This window comes from [Bacteroides] pectinophilus (assembly GCA_025146925.1).
Classification (GTDB): Bacteria; Bacillota; Clostridia; order Lachnospirales; family Lachnospiraceae; genus Bacteroides_F; species Bacteroides_F pectinophilus.
In genome coordinates, this window is sequence record CP102260.1 from 2,700,342 (window position 1) to 2,723,247 (window position 22,906).

At 42.8% G+C, this 22,906-nt stretch carries 24 protein-coding genes and 1 riboswitch; of the genes, 4 read left to right on the forward strand and 20 right to left on the reverse strand.

Annotated features, from left to right (window positions below):
• Positions 1-76: 76 nt before the first annotated feature.
• The 4 genes from NQ488_12820 to metK form a co-directional block, all read right to left on the reverse strand.
• Positions 77-895: a flagellar hook-basal body protein gene (locus NQ488_12820; protein ID UWN95420.1), complete on the reverse strand. Its 819-nt coding sequence runs from the start codon at positions 893-895 to the stop codon at positions 77-79.
• 103 nt (positions 896-998) lie between these two features.
• Complete coding sequence (gene flgF, locus NQ488_12825) at positions 999-1,769, reverse strand: flagellar basal-body rod protein FlgF (GenBank protein ID UWN95421.1); 771 nt, start codon at positions 1,767-1,769, stop codon at positions 999-1,001.
• 42 nt (positions 1,770-1,811) lie between these two features.
• A complete protein-coding gene (locus tag NQ488_12830) occupies positions 1,812-2,807 on the reverse strand; it encodes a rod shape-determining protein (GenBank protein UWN95422.1) in 996 nt (331 codons plus the stop codon).
• Between the two features lie 237 nt (positions 2,808-3,044).
• Complete coding sequence (metK, locus tag NQ488_12835; GenBank protein ID UWN95423.1) at positions 3,045-4,232, reverse strand: methionine adenosyltransferase; 1,188 nt, start codon at positions 4,230-4,232, stop codon at positions 3,045-3,047.
• 247 nt (positions 4,233-4,479) lie between these two features.
• Positions 4,480-4,610: riboswitch (SAM riboswitch) on the reverse strand.
• A gap of 194 nt (positions 4,611-4,804) precedes the next feature.
• Between metK and NQ488_12840 the strand changes: the two genes are divergently transcribed.
• Both NQ488_12840 and spoIIID read left to right on the forward strand, forming a co-directional pair.
• Positions 4,805-5,881 carry an HD-GYP domain-containing protein gene (locus tag NQ488_12840; GenBank protein UWN95424.1) on the forward strand — a complete coding sequence of 359 codons (1,077 nt, stop codon included), beginning with the start codon at positions 4,805-4,807 and terminating at the stop codon, positions 5,879-5,881.
• A 57-nt stretch (positions 5,882-5,938) separates the two neighbouring features.
• Positions 5,939-6,199, forward strand: a complete 261-nt coding sequence (gene spoIIID, locus NQ488_12845; GenBank protein UWN95425.1) for a sporulation transcriptional regulator SpoIIID — start codon at positions 5,939-5,941, stop codon at positions 6,197-6,199.
• 116 nt (positions 6,200-6,315) lie between these two features.
• Here spoIIID and NQ488_12850 read toward each other — a convergent pair whose 3' ends face one another.
• From NQ488_12850 to NQ488_12870, 5 genes are all read right to left on the reverse strand, one after another.
• Positions 6,316-6,522 (reverse strand): DUF1858 domain-containing protein, encoded by a 207-nt coding sequence (locus NQ488_12850; protein UWN95426.1) that lies wholly within the window; start codon positions 6,520-6,522, stop codon positions 6,316-6,318.
• Positions 6,523-6,575: 53 nt separating this feature from the next.
• A complete protein-coding gene (pflA, locus tag NQ488_12855) occupies positions 6,576-7,322 on the reverse strand; it encodes a pyruvate formate-lyase-activating protein (protein UWN95427.1) in 747 nt (248 codons plus the stop codon).
• 107 nt (positions 7,323-7,429) lie between these two features.
• Positions 7,430-9,181: a dihydroxy-acid dehydratase gene (locus NQ488_12860; protein ID UWN95428.1), complete on the reverse strand. Its 1,752-nt coding sequence runs from the start codon at positions 9,179-9,181 to the stop codon at positions 7,430-7,432.
• A gap of 21 nt (positions 9,182-9,202) precedes the next feature.
• Positions 9,203-9,436 carry an HPr family phosphocarrier protein gene (locus NQ488_12865; protein ID UWN95429.1) on the reverse strand — a complete coding sequence of 78 codons (234 nt, stop codon included), beginning with the start codon at positions 9,434-9,436 and terminating at the stop codon, positions 9,203-9,205.
• A gap of 59 nt (positions 9,437-9,495) precedes the next feature.
• Positions 9,496-10,851 (reverse strand): GntP family permease, encoded by a 1,356-nt coding sequence (locus tag NQ488_12870; protein ID UWN95430.1) that lies wholly within the window; start codon positions 10,849-10,851, stop codon positions 9,496-9,498.
• A gap of 299 nt (positions 10,852-11,150) precedes the next feature.
• On the opposite strand from NQ488_12870, the gene NQ488_12875 reads away from it, so the two are divergent.
• Together NQ488_12875 and NQ488_12880 are read left to right on the forward strand one after the other, a co-directional pair.
• On the forward strand, positions 11,151-11,840 hold the full coding sequence (locus NQ488_12875; GenBank protein ID UWN95431.1) for a FadR family transcriptional regulator: 690 nt from the start codon (positions 11,151-11,153) through the stop codon (positions 11,838-11,840).
• A gap of 15 nt (positions 11,841-11,855) precedes the next feature.
• Positions 11,856-12,722: an SDR family oxidoreductase gene (locus tag NQ488_12880; protein ID UWN95432.1), complete on the forward strand. Its 867-nt coding sequence runs from the start codon at positions 11,856-11,858 to the stop codon at positions 12,720-12,722.
• A gap of 100 nt (positions 12,723-12,822) precedes the next feature.
• Here the strand turns inward: NQ488_12880 and pflB are convergent, their stop codons facing one another.
• From pflB to NQ488_12935, 11 genes are all read right to left on the reverse strand, one after another.
• The gene (gene pflB / locus NQ488_12885) at positions 12,823-15,075 is read right to left on the reverse strand and encodes a formate C-acetyltransferase (protein UWN97164.1); all 2,253 of its coding nucleotides are present in this window, start codon (positions 15,073-15,075) and stop codon (positions 12,823-12,825) included.
• A 354-nt stretch (positions 15,076-15,429) separates the two neighbouring features.
• Complete coding sequence (locus NQ488_12890; GenBank protein ID UWN95433.1) at positions 15,430-15,600, reverse strand: 4Fe-4S binding protein; 171 nt, start codon at positions 15,598-15,600, stop codon at positions 15,430-15,432.
• A gap of 141 nt (positions 15,601-15,741) precedes the next feature.
• A complete protein-coding gene (gene dnaB / locus NQ488_12895) occupies positions 15,742-17,097 on the reverse strand; it encodes a replicative DNA helicase (GenBank protein UWN95434.1) in 1,356 nt (451 codons plus the stop codon).
• 14 nt (positions 17,098-17,111) lie between these two features.
• Positions 17,112-17,558 (reverse strand): 50S ribosomal protein L9, encoded by a 447-nt coding sequence (rplI, locus tag NQ488_12900; GenBank protein UWN95435.1) that lies wholly within the window; start codon positions 17,556-17,558, stop codon positions 17,112-17,114.
• Between the two features lie 51 nt (positions 17,559-17,609).
• A complete protein-coding gene (locus NQ488_12905; protein UWN95436.1) occupies positions 17,610-19,664 on the reverse strand; it encodes a DHH family phosphoesterase in 2,055 nt (684 codons plus the stop codon).
• A 415-nt stretch (positions 19,665-20,079) separates the two neighbouring features.
• Positions 20,080-20,343 carry a 30S ribosomal protein S18 gene (gene rpsR, locus NQ488_12910; protein ID UWN97165.1) on the reverse strand — a complete coding sequence of 88 codons (264 nt, stop codon included), beginning with the start codon at positions 20,341-20,343 and terminating at the stop codon, positions 20,080-20,082.
• A 27-nt stretch (positions 20,344-20,370) separates the two neighbouring features.
• Entirely contained in the window at positions 20,371-20,829 is a 459-nt protein-coding gene (locus NQ488_12915; GenBank protein ID UWN95437.1) for a single-stranded DNA-binding protein, read from the reverse strand.
• Positions 20,830-20,906: 77 nt separating this feature from the next.
• Positions 20,907-21,194 carry a 30S ribosomal protein S6 gene (gene rpsF, locus NQ488_12920; GenBank protein UWN95438.1) on the reverse strand — a complete coding sequence of 96 codons (288 nt, stop codon included), beginning with the start codon at positions 21,192-21,194 and terminating at the stop codon, positions 20,907-20,909.
• A 166-nt stretch (positions 21,195-21,360) separates the two neighbouring features.
• A complete protein-coding gene (locus tag NQ488_12925) occupies positions 21,361-21,549 on the reverse strand; it encodes a DUF951 domain-containing protein (protein UWN95439.1) in 189 nt (62 codons plus the stop codon).
• Positions 21,550-21,585: 36 nt separating this feature from the next.
• Complete coding sequence (locus NQ488_12930; GenBank protein UWN95440.1) at positions 21,586-22,326, reverse strand: NAD-dependent protein deacylase; 741 nt, start codon at positions 22,324-22,326, stop codon at positions 21,586-21,588.
• Complete coding sequence (locus NQ488_12935) at positions 22,319-22,906, reverse strand: hypothetical protein (GenBank protein ID UWN95441.1); 588 nt, start codon at positions 22,904-22,906, stop codon at positions 22,319-22,321. The genes NQ488_12930 and NQ488_12935 overlap by 8 nt, the downstream gene beginning before the upstream one ends.

Consider the following 22,906-nt stretch of genomic DNA (forward strand, 5'->3'; position numbering starts at 1 on the left):
ATTCCCGACGTTCTCCAGAACATCCCTCAGGACATTCCCGGCTGCCCGTCAATCCCCCGGATTACATCCGGCTTAATTATGATCTGTATAACTGGTTAGCCTGCTGAAGCATCTCATCCGAGGCATTAATAGCCTTGGAATTGAGCTCGTAAGCTCTCTGTGCAGTTATAAGATTAACCATCTCAGTTGCAACATTAACATTAGAGCCTTCCAGATATCCCTGCTTAAGCTGGCTCTTCTTTGTAACCTGGTCAACCGACTCGTTAAGTGCATCACCTGATGCATCAGTTGCTGCAAGAAGTCCTCCTGAGGTCTTATCAAGTCCTGACGGATTAGTGAACTGATAGAGGCCGAACTGTATTCCTATCGCTGCAGGATTGCCCGTATCGTCCGGATACATAAACTGTCCGTCAGCATCAACAGTAATCTTATTAGCTTCCATATTGTTAAATGTAATAGGTGCTCCTTCTGAATTCAGTACCGCATTGCCATCTGATGTACAAAGCATCATGCTTCCGTCCTGAAGCGGTGATATGAAGAAATTACCGTTACGTGTATAGTATGTATTACCGTCATCACCCATAACGCCGAAGAAACCATCACCATTAATTGCAAATGAAAATGTATTATCACTGTCAAGGAACTGTCCCTGAGTATAATGTGATGTTATAGAAGAGTTCCTCGTGCCAAGTCCCACCTGTGCATTAACCGGCTTATTCTCGCCGTTGGCAGTTGTTGTCTTAGTCTGAAGATTCTGATAAAGCAGAGTCTTGAACTCGGCTGATTCTGTCTTATATCCCGTTGTATTAACATTAGCAAGGTTATTCGCTATAGTATCTACATTAGTCTGCTGTGCTGTCATTCCTGAAGCAGCAGTCCATAATGAACGCATCATAATAAGCCTCATTTCTGCGCTGGTAATTATTATAGATTAACAGGAGTCTGTCAGCGCCCGCTCCCTTATACATTATCTTTATACATTATCACTTATCAGCTGATTAGAGCTGTCCTAACGTAACCGCCTTTTTAAGTGTATCGTCTGCCGCATTCATCGCCTTCTGGTTAGCTTCAAATGCTCTTGATATTGTAATCATCTCGACCATCTCTGATACGACATTGACATTAGACTGTTCAAGATATCCCTGATATACCTGTCCTGCTGCATCCTTCGTTGTTGCGGTATCAAGCGCTCTGTAGAGATTCTCGCCATACTGCTCGAGATAGTTATAATCCTCAAAATCAGTGATTGCGAGCTTGTCTATCTGCACACCGTCAGCAGTGATGGTACCGTCCCTGTCTATTGCAATCTTGGCAGCATCCGTAGGAAGCTGTATGGGACCACCCTCTCCAAGAACAAAATCACCATCCTTAGTAACAAGATATCCGTCCTTAGTCATTGAAAAGTTACCGTCACGCGTGTACATCGTTGATGTCTCGCCTGCTTTGTTCGTAAATGAGATTGAGAAAAAACCATCCCCTGAGAGTGCAAGGTCAAAATTCTCCCCTGTCTCGCGGAATGACCCCTGCGAATAATCACGGTATGACTCACCAATCTTAACCCCGAGATTAAGGTCACCGATATACTGATTCACAGTGCCTACGCTTGCATCCTTAACCTTATAAGCCATTACTTCATCAAACGACTGTGATGTAAGACCTTCCTTCTTATATGCAGTTGTTGCAGCATTGGCAAGGTTGTTAGATACAACATCAAGTCTGTTCTGCTGGTTTACCAGGCCCGTATAGGCTGTGTATAAACCTTTAACCATTAAAATACCTCCATCGGCCCAAAGCCGTATGCATCCATGCTGTTAATTCTCGTCCCTGTATCCGCTTAAGAATTCTATAAACTTACCTGTTCCGATTGCAACAGCTGTCATAGGATCCTCCGCTGTCATAGTATTAATACCTGTCTTAGCCTCGATAAGCTCTGCAAGTCCCTGGAGAAGACTTCCGCCTCCCGTAAGTACAATGCCTCTGTCAGCTATATCAGATGCAAGTTCAGGCGGTGTCTTCTCAAGTACACTGTGAACTGCTTCAACAATCTGTGAAGTAGCCTCTCTGAGTGCTTCCTCTGTCTCTTCTGATGTAACCTCTACAGTCTTAGGAAGACCTGTTACAAGATTACGTCCTCTTACGTTCATCTTGGCTACTTCCGCTCTCGGATAAGCCGAGCCGATCTTTATCTTAATATCCTCAGCTGTTCTCTCACCTATAAGGAGATTATGCTTCTTACGCATATAACGTACAAGTGCCTCATCAAAATCATCACCTGCAATCTTGATTGATGTACTTACTACTGTTCCTCCAAGTGATATGACAGCGATATCTGTTGTACCGCCGCCGATATCAACAATCATATTACCGCATGGTCTTGATATATCAATACCTGCACCGATTGCTGCTGCTATAGGTTCCTCAATAATAGCAACTTCTCTTGCTCCTGCCTGAAGTGTTGCATCCTCAACAGCCTTCTTCTCAACCTCTGTTACACCACTAGGCACACATACACTGATTCTAGGCTTCTTAAGCATCCTCTTGCCGATTGCCTTCTGAATGAAATACTTAAGCATCTTCTCTGTTACCGTATAATCAGAGATAACACCCTGACGGAGCGGTCTTACCGCAACAATATTGCCCGGTGTACGTCCAAGCATAAGTCTTGCCTCTTCACCGATTGCCTTTATCTTATTAGTATCCCTGTCAAATGCAACTACTGAAGGCTCCTTGAGCACAACGCCCTTACCTCTTATATAAACCAAAATACTCGCTGTTCCAAGGTCGATTCCGATATCTGTTGTTAACATTGAAAATTACCTTTTTAACCTTTCTTGAATAAGTCTGTTTGTGTCCATCTATGTTCGATGCGAATGCCATAATACACATACGCATACTATTTGACATTATTATCTTACATTATATACAAAATGCCGCGAATTTAAAAGGGGAAATTTAAAAAAGCTCAAAAAAATTTCAGGCTGCTGCATTCTCTCAATCTGAGTATGCAATAGCCTGAATCGTCAGTCATTATAAAGTTAAATCATTTACAGATACTTCTTAAGTGCATCAACCTTATCAAGTGCCTCCCAAGGAAGATTAAGGTCATTACGTCCGAAGTGTCCGTAAGCAGCTGTCTGCTTATAAATCGGTCTTCTTAAGTCAAGCATCTTAATGATTCCTGCAGGTCTTAAATCAAAGTTCTCACGGATAATCTCAACAATCTTATCCTCATGAAGCCTTCCTGTACCAAATGTATCAACCATGATTGATGTAGGATGGGCTACACCGATTGCATATGAAAGCTGGATCTCACACTTGTCAGCAATTCCTGCTGCAACAAGATTCTTTGCAACATAACGTGCTGCATAAGCTGCTGAACGGTCAACCTTTGTGCAGTCCTTACCTGAGAAAGCTCCGCCACCGTGACGTGCATATCCGCCGTAAGTATCTACGATAATCTTACGTCCCGTAAGACCTGAGTCACCCTGAGGACCGCCAATCACGAAACGTCCTGTAGGATTGATAAAAATCTTTGTATTATCATCTACCATTGCAGGATCAACGATTGCATCGATTACTTCTCTCCTGATATCCTCGTGGATCTGCTCCTGTGTTACTTCAGGTGCATGCTGTGATGATACTACAATTGCATCAAGGCGTACCGGCTTACCGTTCTCGTCATACTCCACTGTTACCTGTGTCTTACCATCCGGACGAAGGTATGGAAGTGTTCCGTTCTTACGCACGTCTGTAAGTCTCTTCGCAAGCTTCTGTGCAAGTGCGATAGGATATGGCATATACTCTTCTGTCTCATTAGTTGCATATCCGAACATCATACCCTGATCTCCGGCACCGATTGCATCTATCTGCTCATCAGTCTCTTCACCATTCTTTGCCTCAAGTGCCTTATCAACACCCATTGCGATATCAGGTGACTGCTTATCAAGCGCAACCATAACTGCACATGTATTGCCATCAAATCCCTTATCTGAGCTGTCGTATCCAATCTCAACCACTGTATCACGCACAATCTGGCTGATATCCACATTAGCCTTGGTTGTAATCTCACCCATAACTACTACAAATCCCGTGTTAGTGAGTGTCTCACATGCAACACGGCTGTATGGATCCTGTGCCATAAGTGCATCAAGAACTGCATCTGATATCTGGTCACAGATTTTATCAGGATGTCCTTCAGTAACTGACTCTGATGTAAATAATCTTCTTTCCATCTCATTCTCCTCTATATTGATGTGTAAATGTTTGTTGATTCACCCTTTCTGCAGATTGCGGTGTGCAGACACCAGCCCCGTATAAATACCGGTTCCGCTCATTGTCTGCAAAAATAAAAAGTCCTTATTACTAAGGACTTCTGCGCACATCGATTATTCAGAAATCCTCTTATTGTTCGTCTTCTCCGGCTGCAGTATCATAACTTCCTGCGCTGCCATACACAGCCAAACTCAGGTCATCACAAACCGCTCTTCCGAAAATCCGCTCAGGTTGGCACCTTCCTCTGCCTGTCCCATCACCGTAATTCACCGGTATTGGTCTGCAAGGGGTTGCCGGGCTTCATAGATCCTATGTATCTCCGCCACTCTTAATAAGGGATAAATCAAACTCTATTAAGTTTCGTGCTTATATTACATCATGGCTCCCTTTTCGTCAAGCATTTAACAGATGTTTATAAAAATTTTAAACATTATGGAAATATTTGACTTTGCCATGCTTATTAAATATAATTATAGATAATGGTTTCAGGTCTATTTTTTAATGGTTATTTAATATGGGAGGACAGATATCTATGCAGTCTGGAAAAGAAAAAACAGTTTTTATATTTGAAGCAGAAGAAGGCATGATCCTTGCCAGAGATGTATATTCACCGGGCGGACACATGATTGTTCCACAGGGGGTTGCACTCACGCATGATCTTATCAACACAATCGCTGACAATCACATTCTCGAGATACTTATATATGATGGAATTCAGGGAACAGATACAGAGCCTACTTACTTTGACAAGCTCCGTGCAACTCCTGAGTTTACCAAATTCACAGAAGAATATAACGGCACCGTTTCCACTGTAAAGAACAACCTTAATGATATTGTATTCCGTGACAAAGAGATTGACGTCAGCACCCTTATTGCAGATACAGACAGTATCCTGTCCGGCAGCCGTTCCAACCTCCAGGTATTCGATATGCTTCACAGCCTCCGTAAGAACGATGACCTCACATACGTACACTGTGTCAACGTATCACTTATTGCAACGATTATAGGCCGCTGGCTCAATATGTCAGAAGATGATCTTAATGTTCTCTCAACCGCAGCCCTTCTTCATGACATAGGTAAGCTTATGATACCCGAAGAGATTCTTCTCAAGCCGGGCAAGCTTACAGCTGCAGAATTTGATGTTATCAAGACCCATGTTAACTTAGGCTTTAATCTTCTTAAGGATAAGAATATTGATAACCGCATTAAGGAGGTATGTCTTTTTCACCATGAGAAGTGTGACGGCTCAGGATATCCTTTCGGTCTCAAGAGTGACAAGATACCTCTCATGGCCAAGATTGTTACAGTTGCAGATGTATATGATGCAATGACTGCCGCGCGTGTATACCGCGGTTCAATGTGTCCTTTCGATGTTATTAAGATTATGGAGGATGAATCATTCAGCAAGTATGACCCTAACGTACTGCTTCCGTTTATTAATCATGTTGTTTCATCTTACCTGCACACTAATGTCCGCCTGTCTGACGGACGGATCGGTGAGGTTGTGCTTATTAACAGCAACCGCCTGTCACGTCCATCAATAATGTGCGACGGTGAATTTATTGATTTATCCAAGCGTCCCGATTTGTCAATCAACGCAATTCTGTAGTTATTTTTTCTATGTTACTTTCATACATTGTACAAACCACTTTGATGGGGGAATCTATTGAAAGGATACATAGAAGAACGTGCCATTACAATTGCACAGTACATAATCGACAGCAAAGCTACAGTCCGTCAGGCTGCATCCCGTTTTGGCGTAAGCAAAAGCACGATACACAAAGACATGACTGAGCGGTTACCTGCGATAAACCACACACTCGCCGAAAATGTCCGCAAAGTACTCGACATCAACAAATCTGAACGCCACTTAAGAGGCGGAATGGCTACACGTGCCAAGTATAAGCACATCTCAGAAGAACAGTAGCTGATTAATCATGGCTTTTGTTCTCTGATGGCATAATAAAAAGCATTGGGACATATATTAACAGTTCCAATGCTTTTTATTATGACTATCCGACATGATGCCGAATCAATTCCGGATTAGTTTGTAGATGCAATATAATCTTCAATTGCTTCCATAAGCTGGTCAATGTCCATACCATGAACCATTGCTGCTTCCTCAAGTGTCTCTCCCTGTGATGCAGGGCATCCTACGCAATGCATTCCTGCACTCATAAGGATAGGAATAATTCCCTCATCAATTGTAATTGCCTCACCGATTGTTGTATCCTTGGTGATCTTCTTCATGTCTACCTCTTTCCTGCGTCATACGCATATAAAAATGTAAATATAAATGTAAGCTATCTCGTCATATAGCCTGTGTAATCAGCCGTATGGAGAAGCCTGTTGGCGTTATCAATCCTCTCCTTAGACGGTGGATTAACTCCCTTAAGCGGATAATCAATTCCAAGTTCCTCATACTTGAAGGTTCCAAGCGTGTGATACGGAAGCACTTCGACGCGGTCAACATTCTTAAGAGTCTTAATAAATGCATCAAGTCTCTTAAGGAGCTCATCATCATCGCTTCCTCCCGGAACAAGCACATGCCTTATCCACATCGGCTTGCCTGTCTCTGACAGATATTCTGCCATATCAAGTATATTAGCATTGCTCCAGCCTGTCAACGTCTTATGCTTCTCGTCATCAATCTGCTTGATATCAAGCATAACAAGGTCAGTTACTTCCATAAGCTCCTTGAACCTGCTAAAGAAAGGTTCCTTGCGTGTAAACGGATTACCTGAAGTGTCAAGTGTTGTATTGACACCCTTCGCCTTAGCCTTGGTAAACAGTTCAATAAGGAAATCCATCTGCAGAAGCGGCTCTCCGCCGCTCACTGTTATACCGCCCTTGTTCTTCCAGTATGATTTATATCTGAGAGCCTGCTTAAGAAGGTCATCAGCTGACATCTCTTCTCCGTCTTCCATATTCCATGTGTCCGGATTATGGCAGAACTGACATCTCATATGGCATCCCTGCGTAAAAATTACAAATCTTACTCCCGGGCCATCAACTGAACCAAAACTTTCTATAGAATGAATCTTACCCATACTGCCTCCAAAAATTATATTTACTGAAACTTCTGATTATTTTAATCTAATTTGACATGAATGTAAATAACAATTTTTTCAGCTATCCGGCATCGCCCGCTTATCAGTTACTTATCATATTCCAGATAAGCTCCCTTCATAGGGCTTGCTGCAAGTTCACTAAACAGTCTCAATACCCCTTTCTTATATTTGCGCTCTTTTGGTCTCCACTGTTTTCTTCTTTCCATAAGTACCTTATCAATTTCTTCCATAGGCATTCTTTTCCCTGCGATACCTACAATATTCAGCTTTCTTTCCTCAACATCAATCTCAATAAGATCTCCTTCTTCAACTAATGCTATAGGGCCGCCTTCCGCTGCCTCCGGACTGCAATGCCCGATTACAGGTCCTGTAGATGCACCTGAGAACCTGCCATCCGTAATAAGGGCTATGCTCTTTCCAAGCTCCTTATCACTGCTTATTGCCTCTGATGTATAGAACATTTCCGGCATTCCGCTTCCCTTAGGTCCTTCATATCTTATAAATACAGCATCGCCTTTCTGCACTTTGTGATGTATTACCGCATCCAGACATTCTTCCTCACTGTCAAACGGTCTTGCATTAAGTACAGCCTTAAACATCTCCTTAGGGCATGCGGTGTGCTTGATAACCGCTCCTTCCGGTGCAAGGTTGCCTTTTAATACCGCTATGCTTCCCTCCCTGCCAATCGGATTGTCATATGGTCTTATTATATCCTCTTTTGTGATTTTTATATTGTATCTGCTGTTAAAATCATCAAGCCACTTATTACATTTCTCGTAGAAACCATTAGCTTTAAGTTCTTCAAGGTTCTCACCAAGTGTCCTGCCTGTTACCGTCATAACATCCAGATGCAGATGATCCTTAATCTCCTCCATTATTGCCGGAACTCCTCCTGCATAATAGAATACCTCTGCCGGCCATCTTCCTGCAGGACGCACATCAAGCAGATAATGTGCTCCCCTGTGAAGCCTGTCAAATGTATCACCTGTAATCTCTATACCGAATTCGTGTGCAACCGCAGGTATATGGAGAAGGCAATTGGTGCTTCCTGATATTGCAGCATGTACAAGGATAGCATTTTCAAAACTTTCAAGTGTTACTATATCTGATGGTCTCATATTCTTCATCTTTGCAAGTCTTACCGACTGTCGTCCTGCCTCTCTTGCATAATCCAGCAGATCAGGGCTTGTTGCCGGCATAAGTGCGCTGCCCGGAAGTGCCAGACCAAGTGCTTCAGCCATAATCTGCAATGTTGAAGCAGTGCCTATGAAAGAGCATGCTCCGCAGCTTGGACATGCATTACATTTTGCCCAGTCAAGCTTTTCTTCAGTAATCTCGCCTCTCTCGTACTGGGCACTATACATGCCAAGCTGCTCTAATGTAAGCATGTCCGGGCCGGCATTCATGGTTCCTCCCGGGACAAATACAGATGGCATGTTAACTCTTGCAAGTCCCATAAGATTACCCGGTACGCCTTTATCGCAGCTTGAAAGATATACACCTGCATCAAACGGTGTCGCATTGGCATGTATTTCAATCATGTTTGCAATCATCTCTCTGCTGGCAAGGCTGTAATTAATTCCATCCGTTCCCTGGCTCTCACCGTCACATATATCCGTACAATAATACCTTGCTCCGAATCCGCCCTCTTCTGCTATGCCCTTGCGCACCTCTTCCACAAGAATGTTAAGATGTCCGCTTCCTGGATGACTGTCGCCATATGTACTCTCAATCATCACCTGTACCTTTCCGAGGTCTTCCTTCTTCCATCCTGTACCAATTCTCAGCGGATCCATTTCCGGAGCTGACTTTCTCATTTCCTGACTGATTAAACACATAATATTATCCTGCCTTTCTTTTTATTTTAATAACTTCATCTGCTCTAACTTCTTATATACTTCATCCTTATCCTTTTCATCCACACACATCTCTACGTTGTCAAACTGTGGAAGACTGAATACACCAAGCATTGACTTTGCGTCAACAACATATCTTCCGCACGCAAGATCAACACTGTCTGTACACTTTTCTGCTATCTGGACCAGATGCTTTGCATCTGTCATGCTGTTCAGATATACCGGTATACGTATCATTCTACAACCTCCTCCATTCTGTAACCTGGCGCTCATGTGCCGCCGTCAGATTAAAAGCATCAGGCAAATATCGAAATCACCAGACTAACTGCCAGTGACGTCACGCCTATAAGCGTCTCCATAACCGTCCATGATTTCAAAGTTGTTTTCTCATCTATCTCGAGGAATGTTCCAACAAGCCAGAATCCTGCATCATTGACATGACTTAAAGCTGTTGCGCCTCCGCATATTGCACAGCACATAGCCGCCCTGTACAACACACTTGTTGCCATAACCGCAGGCATTGTTGCCATTATTCCCGATGCCATCGTCATTGCTACCATGGAACTGCCAACCGATGCCCTTACCAGCAATGCTATAAAGAATGCTACAAGAATAAGCGGCATTCCGCTTTTTTCAAGCGCAGGGCCTATTATATAACCAAGTCCCGAATCCTGGAGCATCCATCTTATTACACCTCCGCTCGCTATTACGAGCAGTATCATCCCAACCGGCCTCAGCGAATGATCCAGTATCTTCTTAAGCTGGGCTCCGGTATATCCGCGCCTGATCCCCAGAAAATACATGGCAGCAAGTGTTGCCACCGTCAGTGCAAGAAACGGTTTTCCTATAAACGACAGTACATTCTGTACTCCCTCCGGTATCGGCATATATTTAGACACTGTGCTTATCAGTATCAATATAAGCGGGATAAGTATTACCCCAAGTACAAGTCCAAACGGAGGCAGCTCTCTTGAATCATCCTTTATCTCCTCTACATTAACAGGGAGTCCGGTAAATATCCTGTTTCCTATGAACCTTCCCCACACCACTCCGGCAACTATCATACATATTAACGCTGTCGGTATTCCGACCATAATCATTACTCCAAGGCTAACTCCAAGCGAGTCCGCAACAAGTACTGAACCTGCTGACGGCGGAACGAATGCATATCCGCTTGCAAGACCTGCAAGAAGCGGAATTGCATAATACAATGTTGACTTTTTAGTCTGCTTTGCGACACTGAATGCAAGCGGTATAAGTACCACAACGCCCGCTTCAAAAAAAACGGTAGTACCTATAACAAGTCCTGTAATTCCAAGCGCCACCCCTGCCTTTCTCTGTCCGAGTCTGTCTATAAGTGTCTTGGCTATTCTCTGAGCTCCTCCGCTGACTTCAAGTATTCCTCCGAACATTGAACCAAGTCCGACAAGCAGTGCTATTCCCTGAAGTGTTTTCCCAACGCCCTTCTCAACAGTTTCCGATATCATTGTAAGCGGCATCCCGGCGCCAACACCTATCACTATAGCTGCAATCATCATAGATATAACCGGATGAAGTTTAAATCTGATTATCAATACCAATAGCACAATAATTCCTACTGCTGCCGCTATCAACAACCTTGTTGGATCTGCAACAAACACCGTCTGCTCCATAGCGTATTCCCTCCTATACATGTGATGTATTTTAAAATATACATCATACCTATCTGCTGTTTTTCGTTACTTTTGTCAATTGACATCGTTTTTTACATCAAATTCATCTGATGTATTTATAATATAATCATTTATACAAAAAAGCAATATCGTAAAAATGCTTAATTATTTATGCGTTTTTTGTGCATTTTGTTCATTTTGAAATTCTCAAAAAAATATTATAATACTATACAATGCTTGTAATTGCGGCGCTTTACATATAGCATCCGCAATTCCGGGTTCAAGAAAGGAGAAGTCATATGATGAATTCAGAGTCTGATGACAGAAATCTTCCTCAGAAGATTTCCGAAGACATAATTTCTTTTATACTGGATAACCATCTCAAGCCGGGTGACAGACTTCCTAATGAAGCCATTCTCGCCGGACAGCTTGATATAGGGCGGAGTTCACTCCGCGAAGCCATGAAGCTGCTTGCCTCACGCAACATTGTAACCATCCGGCAGGGATCCGGAACATACGTTGCATCTTCCCCGGGATTAATTGATGATCCCTTTGGTTTCACATTCATATCAGACAAAAAAAAGCTTGTGCAGGATCTGCTCGAGATAAGATTTCTGCTGGAGCCTGCCATAGCTGCCATGTCAGCTACCTATTCAGACAGTGGGGATATTAACAGAATCTGTTCATTATGTGATGAGGTTGAAGAACTTCTCAAAACCAAGAAAGACCACACACAGAAAGATATAGAATTTCATACCGCTATTGCCATGGGAAGTAAGAATCTGGTTATTCCAAGACTTATTCCGATAATCAACAGTTCAATTCCTCTTTTTGTCAAAACAACCGGAAACGTGCTTAAGACAGAAACCATTGAAACCCATCGTGAGATAGCCTGTGCAATTGCAGAACATAACGCTGTCAAAGCTCAGGATGCCATGTATACACATCTTATGTATAACCGGAGATGCATTAACAAAACATATGAATAGATGGAGGTAATTTATATGAAGATACCATTTGATGTCAATCTGTCAGGCAAAACCGCCATAGTAACCGGAGGAAGCGGCACACTATGCTCTGCCATGGCATACGGACTCGCTGTAAGCGGTGCTTCAGTCGCACTTATCGGGCGTAATCGTGACAAAATGTCACAGGTTATCAGCAGCTTAACACAGCAGGCAGCGGATGAACAGAACAAATCTACAGTAATCAGAGGCTACACCTGCAACGTCACAGACAAATCCAGCCTTATCAGTACATATGAGACCATCAGGGCTGAACTTGGAAGCTGCGATATACTCATTAACGGTGCCGGCGGCAACCAGCCGGGCGCCATAACAGCAGCGGAGATGCTTGCAAAAGAACCGGGCACGGATGACTATTCATTCTGGGATCTTGACGAAGACAAAATCCGTGAAGTCATGGATCTCAATTTCATGGGAACACTCCTGCCGATACAGGTATTCACACGCGATATGGTTGCAAAGCGCAGCGGCAGCATAATAAATATTGCCTCTGTCTCATCAATTCTTCCGCTGACCAAAGTTGTCACATACAGCAATGCCAAGTGTGCAATACTTAACCTGACACAGTGGCTTGCAACACATTTCGGACAGAGCGGAATCCGCTGCAATGCAATTGCTCCCGGTTTCTACGCCGCCGAACAGAATCACGATCTTTTATTCAACAGTGACGGTACACCCACACCAAGAGCCAGAAAGATTATTGCAGGCACGCCAATGGGCAGATTCGGCAATCCGGAAGAACTTATCGGTGCCGCGCTGTTTCTTGCAAGTGATGATGCCTCGGGCTTTGTAAACGGAATCGTGCTTCCCGTAGACGGAGGCTACTGCGCATACAGCGGCGTATAAAAAAGGATTCTTAACCTGATTCAGCATAAAGCAAAAAATGCAGTACAACCAACCGGGTTGTACTGCATTTTTATTTCAAGCAATTATACTATTCGTATGATTACATTCTGTCGTGGAATGTTCTGCTGATAACATCCATCTGCTGCTCCTTAGTAAGGTCGATGAACTTAACAGCGTAACCTGATACACGGATTGTAAAGTTAGCGTACTCAGGCTTTTCCGGATGCTCCATAGCATCAATAAGCTTGTCTCTGCCGAATACATTTACATTAAGGTGATGAGCACCCTGATCAAAGTATCCATCCATTACGTTAACAAGGTTAGCAACTCTCTCATCCTCGTTGTGTCCAAGAGCGTCAGGGTTCATTGTCTGAGTATTTGAAATACCATCAAGTGCCCACTCGTATGGAAGCTTTGTAAGAGAGTTAAGTGATGCAAGAAGTCCGTTCTGCTCTGCACCGTAGCTTGGGTTAGCTCCAGGTGAAAGTGGAGTGCCGGCCTTACGTCCATCAGGCATTGTACCTGTGTACTTTCCGTAAACTACATTAGATGTAATTGTAAGGATAGATGTTGTAGGCTCTGAATCTCTGTAAGTATGTCTCTTCTTAATCTTCTCAAGGAATGTCTTAAGAAGCCATACAGCAATGTTATCAGCTCTGTCATCATCATTACCGTACTTAGGGAAGTCACCATCAATCTGGTAATCTACTACAAGACCTGACTCATCACGAACTGTCTTAACCTTAGCATACTTAATAGCTGAAAGTGAGTCAACAACGTGTGAGAATCCGGCAATACCTGTAGCGAATGTTCTCTTAACATCTGTATCGATAAGAGCCATCTCTGCAGCTTCATAGTAATACTTATCATGCATATACTGGATAAGGTTCAGTGTATTAACATAAAGGTCTGCTAACCAATCCATCATTGTATCGAACTTAGCAATAACCTCATCATAATCAAGGTACTCTGCTGTAATAGGCTTGTAAGCCGGTCCAACCTGCTCTTTGTTCTTCTCATCAACACCACCATTGATAGCGTAAAGAAGACACTTAGCAAGGTTAGCTCTTGCGCCGAAGAACTGCATCTCCTTACCTGTCTGAGTAGCTGATACACAGCAGCAGATTGAGTAATCATCGCCCCATGAAACCTTCATAACGTCATCATTCTCGTACTGGATTGATGATGTATCAACAGAAATCTTAGCAGCATACTTCTTGAATGTCTCTGGGAGACGTGATGAGTAAAGTACTGTAAGGTTAGGCTCCGGTGAAGGTCCCATGTTCTCAAGTGTATGAAGGAATCTGAAGTCGTTCTTTGTAACCATTGAACGTCCGTCGATACCTGTACCACCAACCTCAAGAGTAGCCCATGTAGGGTCACCTGAGAATAACTCGTTGTATGATGTGATTCTTGCGAACTTAACCATTCTGAACTTCATTACCATATGGTCGATGAGTTCCTGAGCTTCCTTCTCTGTGATAACACCGTTATCCAGGTCTCTCTGAATGTAGATATCAAGGAATGTAGATACACGGCCTACTGACATAGCTGCACCATTCTGAGTCTTGATAGCTGCAAGGTAACCAAAGTATAACCACTGGCAAGCTTCCTTAGCATTCTTAGCCGGCTGTGAAATATCATATCCGTAGCTCTCAGCCATCTTCTTCATGCCTGCAAGTGCCTTGTACTGATCTGAGATCTCTTCTCTGAGACGGATAACATCATCTGTCATTGTTCCGCATCCGCAGTTAGCGTGATCTCTCTTCTTCTCTTCCATAAGGTAGTCAATACCGTAAAGAGCAACCCTTCTGTAATCGCCTACGATACGTCCACGGCCATATGTGTCAGGAAGACCTGTGATGATGTGGCTGTGACGAGCCTTTCTCATCTCTGGTGTGTAAGCATCGAATACACCCTGATTATGTGTCTTGTGGTACTCTGTGAAGATCTTGTGTAATTCAGGATTTGGCTCATAACCATAATTCTTGCAAGACTCCTCAGCCATCTTGATACCGCCATATGGCATAAATGCTCTCTTAAGAGGCTTGTCTGTCTGAAGACCTACAACCTGCTCAAGATCTTTCATAGACTCATCTATATATCCAGGGCCGTAAGCTGTAAGACCTGCAACAACCTCTGTCTCCATATCAAGAACGCCGCCCTTGGCTCTTTCTTCCTTCTGTAACTCCTGAAGTCTTCCCCAGAGCTTGTTAGTAGCTTCTGTTGGTCCCTCAAGGAAACTCTCATCTCCATCATAAGGCTTGTAGTTATTCTGGATGAAATCTCTTACGTTGATTTCCTCTTTCCAGAGTCTGCCTTCAAAACCATTCCACTGTTCTTTTTCCAGCATCTTGTTCATTCCTCCTGTATATTGTATACAATGTTGATTATAAAGATAAAACGAAAATACACATTTGTATTAAAAAATGTATTATCGTTTTCTTGCTACGCTTATAATATATGACATGATTGTTAAAAAATCAACAACAATTTTTGCCTTTTTTGCTTTGTATTTGATTATGTACAATTTCACAACTGTTAATGAATATTTTGTATCAGTTTAGGTACATTTATACAAATATAACGAGCATTTGTCCGTGTGGGACGTACACGGCAAAAAAGCAGCCGGAATTAATCCGGCTGCTTCTTATTATCTTGAATAATCTGATATATAGATATCTATGTAAATAACTAATCCTACGGATTATTCAGCCTGTGGAGCTCCTACAGGACATACGCCCTCACATGCGCCACAATCGATGCATGTATCTGCATCAATAACCATCTTGCCATCGCCTTCGCTGATTGCGTTAACAGGACATTCTGCAACACAAGCACCACAGCTTACGCAGTCATCAGAAATAATATGTGCCATGATAATACCTCCTTAAGAAATTGAATAATTGTTTATTCATTATACGATACTTTTTCGCATTAATCAACACAATCATAAAATTTTTATCATTTTCAACATGTTATAACATATTGATTCTCATTATCTATAAATCAGCCAAATCTAGCCAAAATTACGTCCGTCCTGCGGTCTTGCCATATCTGCAAACTTAGTCTGCTCTGCAATCCATGCCATCTGTACAGTTCCTATAGGGCCGTTACGCTGCTTGGCTATGATTACTTCAGCAACGCCCGGAATATCTGTATCCTTATTGTAATAATCATCCCTGTAGAGGAACATTACAACGTCAGCATCCTGCTCAATCGCTCCCGATTCACGAAGATCGGAAAGCATAGGCCTGTGGTCATCTCTCTTCTCAACGGCACGGCTGAGCTGTGACAGTGCAACAACAGGAACCTCAAGCTCTCTTGCAAGCTGCTTCAGCGCTCTCGATATATCCGATATCTCCTGCTGTCTTGAATCCGAAGAACGCCCGCTTCCGCTCATGAGCTGAAGGTAATCGATAATAATAAGTCCAAGATTACTCTCAAGCTTCATCTTACGGCACTTAGAGCGCATCTCACCTATTGATATACCCGGCGTATCTTCTATTATAAGGTGTGACTTGGCTATATTATCAGCACCCTCAAGAAGCTTCGCCCAATCAGAGCCGTCAAGACGGCCCTTTCTTAACTTGTCTGCATCAACCCCCGATTCAAGCGAAAGCATACGGTTAACAAGCTGTACATTGGACATCTCAAGCGAGAATACAGCAGTTGTTATACCTTCCTTGAGTGCTACATGGTCTGCCACATTAAGCACAAACGCTGTCTTACCCATAGACGGACGCGCCGCTATAAGTATAAAATCAGACGGCTGAAGTCCTGAGAGCTTATAGTCGAGATCCTTGAACCCTGTCGGAATTCCCGTAACGGCACCTCTGTTACGTGCTGCCGCCGATATCCTGTCTATTGCTTCAACAACAACATCCCCGATAGGCATGGAATCCTTGCTTGCCTTTGACTTAACCAGCTCAAATACCTTTTTCTCCGTATCGGCAAGAATATCTTCAGTCTCCCCGGTTCCTGCGTAACACTGATTGGCAATCTCTTCTGTTGTTCTTATTATATTGCGGAGCATTGCCTTATCTTTGACAATCTCAGCATACTGTCTTATATTGGCAGAAGTAGGTACAGCTTCAAGCAGTTCCCTTATAAAATCAATTCCATATACTTCTGCAGGAACATTGCGCGCCCTTAATTCCTCCTGAAAGGTTACAAGATCTACCGCCCTTCCCGCATTATTCATATCAACCATAGTCTGGAACATCGTTCCGTACTGGTTATGATAAAAATCGTCCTTATTAAGAATCTCAGCAGCGGCAATAATAGCATCCTTATCCATAAGCATTGAACCGACTACCGACTGCTCTGCTTCGATACTGTTAGGCATGACTCTTCTGATAACAGCTTCTTCCATTCTGTCCTCCTGCTTTACTTCTGTTCAACCTCAACAGTCAGTTCAGCAACAACCTCCTTATGAAGCTTAACAGGAAGATGGAATGTTCCTGCCATTCTTATAGGTTCATCTATCTTAATCTTTTTCTTATCAAGCTCAAGCCCTGCCTGCTCCTTCGCAGCTTCGGCAATCTCCTTGCCTGACACGCTTCCGAATGTTCTTCCGTCCTTACCACCCTTTATAGAAAGAACTATCTTCTTAGATTCGATAACTTCCTTAAGAGCTATCGCCGCATCAAGCTCCTCCTTGGCAAGCTTGGCCTCATGTGCCTTAGTCAGCTTAAGATCGTTAAGATTCTTGGCGTTAGCTTCAACTCCAAGCTTCTTAGGAAGCAGGAAATTCCTTGCATATCCTTCACTGACCTTTACCTTATCACCCTTCTTACCAAGTGCCTTAACATCCTGCATAAGTATAACTTCCATTGCAATATCCTCCATTCCTGCGTCTGATTACGCATTCAGTCTGTAAATATTCTATAATTCATCATTTACAATCATCTCATCAATAGTTTCCTTGAGTTCCAGGATTACATTATTGATTGTCTTATCCTTAAACTGTGCTCCGGCAACTGTCATATGACCGCCTCCGCCCAGTTTCTCCATTATAAGCTGTACATTCACTTCATCTATAGAACGCGCACTTATATATATCTTATCCTCGTACTTGGTTATGACAAATGATGCCTTAATGCCTCTGATATCGAGAAGCTCATTAGCTGCCTGTGCTCCTCCGATTGTAGGGCTCTTAAGCCCGTCTCCTTCAAATACCGAGATTGCATAACTGTCACGATATACCTCAGCCCTGCTCACCGCAGCCGCCACTGCTTTGTACTCATTCATATCATTACGCAGAAGCTTCCTTACCCTGCTGACATCCGCACCGTTGCGGCGCAGATAAGCTGCAACTTCAAATGTTCTCGGACCTGATTTTGAATTAAATCCGTCCGTATCAATTACGATTCCTGCATAGAGTGCATCAGCTTCAATGCCTCTTAGCTTCGTACCCTCATTAACATATGTAAGCATCTCAGCCACCATCTCACTTGCTGATGATGCAGATGAGTCAACATATGACATAAATGTATCTGCAATCGGGTCACTCGTCTGTCTGTGATGGTCGAACACAATCTTAGTCCGGCATATATTAAGCAACTCCGGGCAATCAGTAATCTGAGGTCTGTTAACATCAACAACAATAAGCACCGTAGAAGGACTTACCCTCTCAAGCGCATCCTGACCTGTATAGAACATGTCCTCAGGATAATCGTCATTAGACGTAAACCTTGTCATAAACGGCTCTACTGTTGCAGTAACCTCACTTATAACTATATGCGCATTCTTCTTCATCTTACGCGCCATGAGATATATACCTATGGCAGAACCAAATGAGTCAATATCCGGCAGCTTATGTCCCATTATAAAGAACTCATCATTGTTCTCCATAACGCGCATAAGCGCCTGAGCCTTAACACGGATCTTAACACGATCATTCTTCTCCGCGAGCTGGCTCTTACCTCCAAAGTATGTTACCTTATCACCTTCCTTAAGTACTGTCTGGTCTCCGCCTCTTCCGAGTGCCAGATCCATCGCAGCCCTGGCTATCTCAAAATTCTTTGAGTAATCAGCTGCGCCCGTACCTATGCCGATGCTTAAAGTTATTGTTTTTTCATTGCCTATATTAATACTCTTGATATCATTAAGGATACTGAACTTATCGGCTATAAGCTTCTCAAGATAGCTGTAAGTAAATACAGCCAGATACTTGTCCTTCTCAAGCTTTCTGACTATCGCCGCACCCGGAGAGAAATACTTATTAACTCTCTTATCTATAAGTCCAAGGAAAAGTGAACATCTTGCATCCTCAATACCTTCAAACGCTTCATCATAATTATCAATATAGATAAGTCCGGCTACAAATCCTTCATCGTGTATCTGCTTTCTGTAACGGTTAATCTGTGTCTCATCAAACATATACATAGACAATAATGCGGCATCTTCGCCATCAAGTATCTCCGACTTATCTATTGAAAAATCTATCGATACCTTATTAATCTCTATCTGGTAATCATGTTCATTATACGTTATGTGTCTTACACATGTCTGTTCCGACTTAGGGAACATCTCACGGCTTATGTCCTTAAATACAGTTGTTATGCTCTTATGGAAATCCTTCTCCCTGCCTGTCACCTGGCGCATAGCCTTATTCATCCACATTATGCGCCCGGAATCATCAAGAAGTGCATAAGGTGTTGCAAGTTCTTCCATAAGCCTGTGCTGGACCTGTGCATAATCTTCAGCAAAATTAACCATCTGCCTTACTATTGACGGTTTGTAATAAAACCACATAAGAGCGAGGATTATCGCATACACCGCAACAAATGCGGACATTACCGTACCCGCCGGCACACTTATAAAATATATTGTAACATTAAGCACTACCATCATAAGCCCGGCAAGAAGAGGCCATATAAAAAAAGACTGCAGTGCACCTGTTGTTCTTATTCCTGCTCCATTTTTCTTCTTAAACATTGCATTACTCCATATTCATACAATAGCCACATACTGTGAATTATACCACATACCGGGTTGCATATCAACGCAAAAAGAAACAGCCTTTGTCACTCACACGTCACAAAAGCTGCTTCTTTCTATAAAAAACACTCGCCTCACCTTTTGCTTATATAAACAGTCTCCCCAGACCGCCATAAGCGTTTAGTTGTTTAGTAAATAAACAATTTCTTCACGAGTGTTATATTACCACTTTTATTTTTATTATTCTCCCCCCTTTTGTGGGGGAATTTGCAAAAAATCAGTTGAAATAACTTATTTAAGTATTTTTTCCATGGTTTTTCATTTATATCCAATTCAATCCAGCATAATTATGCATACATAAAAATCCCGCCACGAGTTAATACTCGTAACGGGATTCTGTAATCATATGCAATTAGTCAACTGAATATGGCATAAGTGCAATGTGACGAGCTCTCTTAACAGCTACTGTAAGTGCTCTCTGATGCTTTGCACAGTTACCTGTGATTCTTCTAGGAAGAATCTTACCACGCTCAGATACATATCTCTTAAGCAGGTTTACATCCTTATAATCAATTGCCTTACTCTGATCTGCACAGAAAATGCAGACTTTCTTTCTTCTGCGCATAGGTCTTCTTCTCATCTGAGTCTCAGCCTTATCGCCAGTCTTCTTATCCATGTTTGGCATAATTAGTTACCTCCTGTCCTAGTTAAAAGGCAAACCTTCGTCCTCCACTCCGTCAGGAATATTCATAAATCCATCGCCTGCTGCCGCACTTGGCTCAGGTCTTGAGTGGCCGGCATAAGATGCCTCTCCACTGGCAGCTGCAGCCTTGCTCTCTGCAAATTCAAGGTCATCTGCAATAACCTCAGTAGTATATACCCTCTGACCATCCTTGTTGGTATAGCTTCCTGTACGGATGCTTCCCTGAAGAACAATCTTGGTACCCTGATGAAGATACTTCTCAGCAAATTCAGCCTGTCTCCTGAAAGCCACACAGCTTATGAAGTCTGCTGACTGCTGGTCACCATTCTGATTATTACGTGAACCACGTCTGTCTACCGCCAATGTAAATCTTGCGATTGCCATTGAATCCTCTGCGCTCTGTGAATAGCGGATATCAGGATCCCTTGTCAATCTTCCCATCAAAATTACTCTATTCATACTTACTCCTTTTCCGGATGAACATTCATCCTGCCTGTTGTTTTAAAAAGAGCTGTATGTCAGTATACTCATCAAGCTTAAGCTTCTTCCTTAACGATGAGGAAACGAATAACATTGTCCATGATGCGGATTCTGCTTTCGATTTCTGCAGGCGCTGCTGCATCTGCATCAAACTTGATGAAGTAATAAAAACCGTCTTTCATGTGCTGAATCTCGTATGCAAGTCTCTTCTTGCCACAATCCTCAACATTAGAAATCACACCGCCAAAACGAGCAACTAATTCCTTAACCTGCTCAACAGTATTGACTCTGACTTCATCTTCAACGTTCGCACTAACAACAACTGTTAATTCATACTTGTTCATGTACGTTGCACCTCCTTCTGGTCTCTGGCCCCTTAATCACAGTAAGGAGCAAGGATTTGAAATATATTATGAGACATAATACATCACAATGAGATATGATACTACACATCAACACAAAATGCAAGCAAAAGTTTAATCCGTCTCAAAAAAAATAAGCAGGTTCAAATTAATGATCCTGCTTTTTAATCAGCTTCTTTGTATTCTTCTCAACCATTCTGCGTGGAACCATTATCATATGGGAGCATCCACAGCATCTCAGCCTGAAATCAGCACCGACTCTAAGAATCTCCCATTCATTACTTCCGCATGGATGACCTTTTTTTAACTGCACGATATCGCCCACATCATAAACCATATACGTTCTCCATTCATCACATGTTTGTATATCTGTCTAAAGGACTCCGAACACCTTTCCGAGCGAATCATGTATAAGCAGATCAGCTTTGCCGTCAAACGGTGTCGGTGTCTTATTTATCAGAACCAGCTTATGCCCGCGGTAATATCTTATGAGGCCTGCCGCAGGATATACGCCGAGAGAAGTCCCTCCGACGATAAGCACATCCGCCTCTTCTATAAGCCTGACAGCCTCACTTATATCCGCTTCGTTAAGTCCTTCTTCGTATAAGACAACATCAGGCTTTATGCGACCTCCACACTCACAGACAGGAACACCGTCCGCATTAAGTATTGCATCGATACCATAGAATCTGCCGCACTTTTCACAGTAATTCCGTAATACAGATCCATGCAGTTCCACCACATGTCTGCTTCCCGCTTTTTGATGAAGCCCGTCAATATTCTGTGTTATAACGCCTTTCAGTATTCCTTTTTGTTCAAGTTCTGCCAGCTTTATGTGCGTTGTTGAAGGTTCTGCTTCCGGATAAAGCATTCTGTCTTTGTAGAATCTGAAGAATTCTTCCGGATTTCTCATATAAAACGAATGACTTATTATCTCTTCCGGAGGATACTTGTACTTCTGATTGTAAAGGCCGTCAACTCCTCTGAAATCCGGTATTCCGCTCTCCGTCGACACACCCGCACCGCCAAAGAATACTACATTATCACTATCGCAGACCATCTGCCTGAACTTTTGAATCTTATTGTCATTTTCCGTATTATCTGTATTATGCATTCGTTATAACCACACCAAGCACAAGGCATCCCTCGTTGTCATAGAATTCTATCTTCTCTCTGGCATCCCTTGGACTATACTCAGAATCATCTATAAGAACCAATGACGCTCTGCAGTTTCTTGCTACTTCTGCACTCTTTCCGGCCTCAAGGATAATATAATCATAATCATCCATATTGTCATCAAGGAATTTCCTTAATCTGTCCTCGTCATTCTGTGAAAGAGTCTGTCTGCTGCTCTCGCCCGAGAATATTATATTAAGGTCACTTCTGTTAGTAAGACATCTTATCTTATCATCGTCCTGTGTTCCGTCGAGATACTCACACAGCCCTTCCAGATTCTTACCAAGTCTGTATTTGCCCATAAATACCGGTGTTGTAACATCAGCATCAACAAAAAGTACTTTATTACCGGCATCGACAATCGCCGCTGCAAGGCGGAGCGCATATCCGCTCTCACCTATAACAGCAAGTGTCTTATACTTTCTTCCCTTAGCCAGAACTCTGTTGCACAGCTCCTTGTATGCCTTTTCCTGGGCAGGAGTTGTTGCAACCAATTTGTCAATATTTACACTGAACAT

What these genes read in the sequence shown, in the direction of transcription:
- NQ488_12865 (UWN95429.1), bottom strand. Translation starts at nt 9,436, where the DNA reads ATGATACGTATACCGGTATATCTGAACAGCATGACAGATGCAAAGCAT.
- NQ488_12890 (UWN95433.1), bottom strand. Translation starts at nt 15,600, where the DNA reads ATGGCACATATTATTTCTGATGACTGCGTAAGCTGTGGTGCTTGTGTT.
- pflA (UWN95427.1), bottom strand. Translation starts at nt 7,322, where the DNA reads ATGGGTAAGATTCATTCTATAGAAAGTTTTGGTTCAGTTGATGGCCCG.
- NQ488_12880 (UWN95432.1), top strand. Translation starts at nt 11,856, where the DNA reads ATGAAGATACCATTTGATGTCAATCTGTCAGGCAAAACCGCCATAGTA.
- rpsR (UWN97165.1), bottom strand. Translation starts at nt 20,343, where the DNA reads ATGGATAAGAAGACTGGCGATAAGGCTGAGACTCAGATGAGAAGAAGA.
- rplI (UWN95435.1), bottom strand. Translation starts at nt 17,558, where the DNA reads ATGGAAGTTATACTTATGCAGGATGTTAAGGCACTTGGTAAGAAGGGT.
- NQ488_12905 (UWN95436.1), bottom strand. Translation starts at nt 19,664, where the DNA reads ATGTTTAAGAAGAAAAATGGAGCAGGAATAAGAACAACAGGTGCACTG.
- NQ488_12840 (UWN95424.1), top strand. Translation starts at nt 4,805, where the DNA reads ATGCAGTCTGGAAAAGAAAAAACAGTTTTTATATTTGAAGCAGAAGAA.
- NQ488_12875 (UWN95431.1), top strand. Translation starts at nt 11,151, where the DNA reads ATGATGAATTCAGAGTCTGATGACAGAAATCTTCCTCAGAAGATTTCC.
- NQ488_12860 (UWN95428.1), bottom strand. Translation starts at nt 9,181, where the DNA reads ATGTGTTTAATCAGTCAGGAAATGAGAAAGTCAGCTCCGGAAATGGAT.
- metK (UWN95423.1), bottom strand. Translation starts at nt 4,232, where the DNA reads ATGGAAAGAAGATTATTTACATCAGAGTCAGTTACTGAAGGACATCCT.
- rpsF (UWN95438.1), bottom strand. Translation starts at nt 21,194, where the DNA reads ATGAACAAGTATGAATTAACAGTTGTTGTTAGTGCGAACGTTGAAGAT.
- NQ488_12930 (UWN95440.1), bottom strand. Translation starts at nt 22,326, where the DNA reads ATGCATAATACAGATAATACGGAAAATGACAATAAGATTCAAAAGTTC.
- NQ488_12830 (UWN95422.1), bottom strand. Translation starts at nt 2,807, where the DNA reads ATGTTAACAACAGATATCGGAATCGACCTTGGAACAGCGAGTATTTTG.
- NQ488_12850 (UWN95426.1), bottom strand. Translation starts at nt 6,522, where the DNA reads ATGAAGAAGATCACCAAGGATACAACAATCGGTGAGGCAATTACAATT.
- NQ488_12925 (UWN95439.1), bottom strand. Translation starts at nt 21,549, where the DNA reads ATGGTTTATGATGTGGGCGATATCGTGCAGTTAAAAAAAGGTCATCCA.
- NQ488_12915 (UWN95437.1), bottom strand. Translation starts at nt 20,829, where the DNA reads ATGAATAGAGTAATTTTGATGGGAAGATTGACAAGGGATCCTGATATC.
- NQ488_12935 (UWN95441.1), bottom strand. Translation starts at nt 22,906, where the DNA reads ATGTTCAGTGTAAATATTGACAAATTGGTTGCAACAACTCCTGCCCAG.
- NQ488_12870 (UWN95430.1), bottom strand. Translation starts at nt 10,851, where the DNA reads ATGGAGCAGACGGTGTTTGTTGCAGATCCAACAAGGTTGTTGATAGCG.
- flgF (UWN95421.1), bottom strand. Translation starts at nt 1,769, where the DNA reads ATGGTTAAAGGTTTATACACAGCCTATACGGGCCTGGTAAACCAGCAG.
- pflB (UWN97164.1), bottom strand. Translation starts at nt 15,075, where the DNA reads ATGCTGGAAAAAGAACAGTGGAATGGTTTTGAAGGCAGACTCTGGAAA.
- dnaB (UWN95434.1), bottom strand. Translation starts at nt 17,097, where the DNA reads ATGGAAGAAGCTGTTATCAGAAGAGTCATGCCTAACAGTATCGAAGCA.
- NQ488_12820 (UWN95420.1), bottom strand. Translation starts at nt 895, where the DNA reads ATGATGCGTTCATTATGGACTGCTGCTTCAGGAATGACAGCACAGCAG.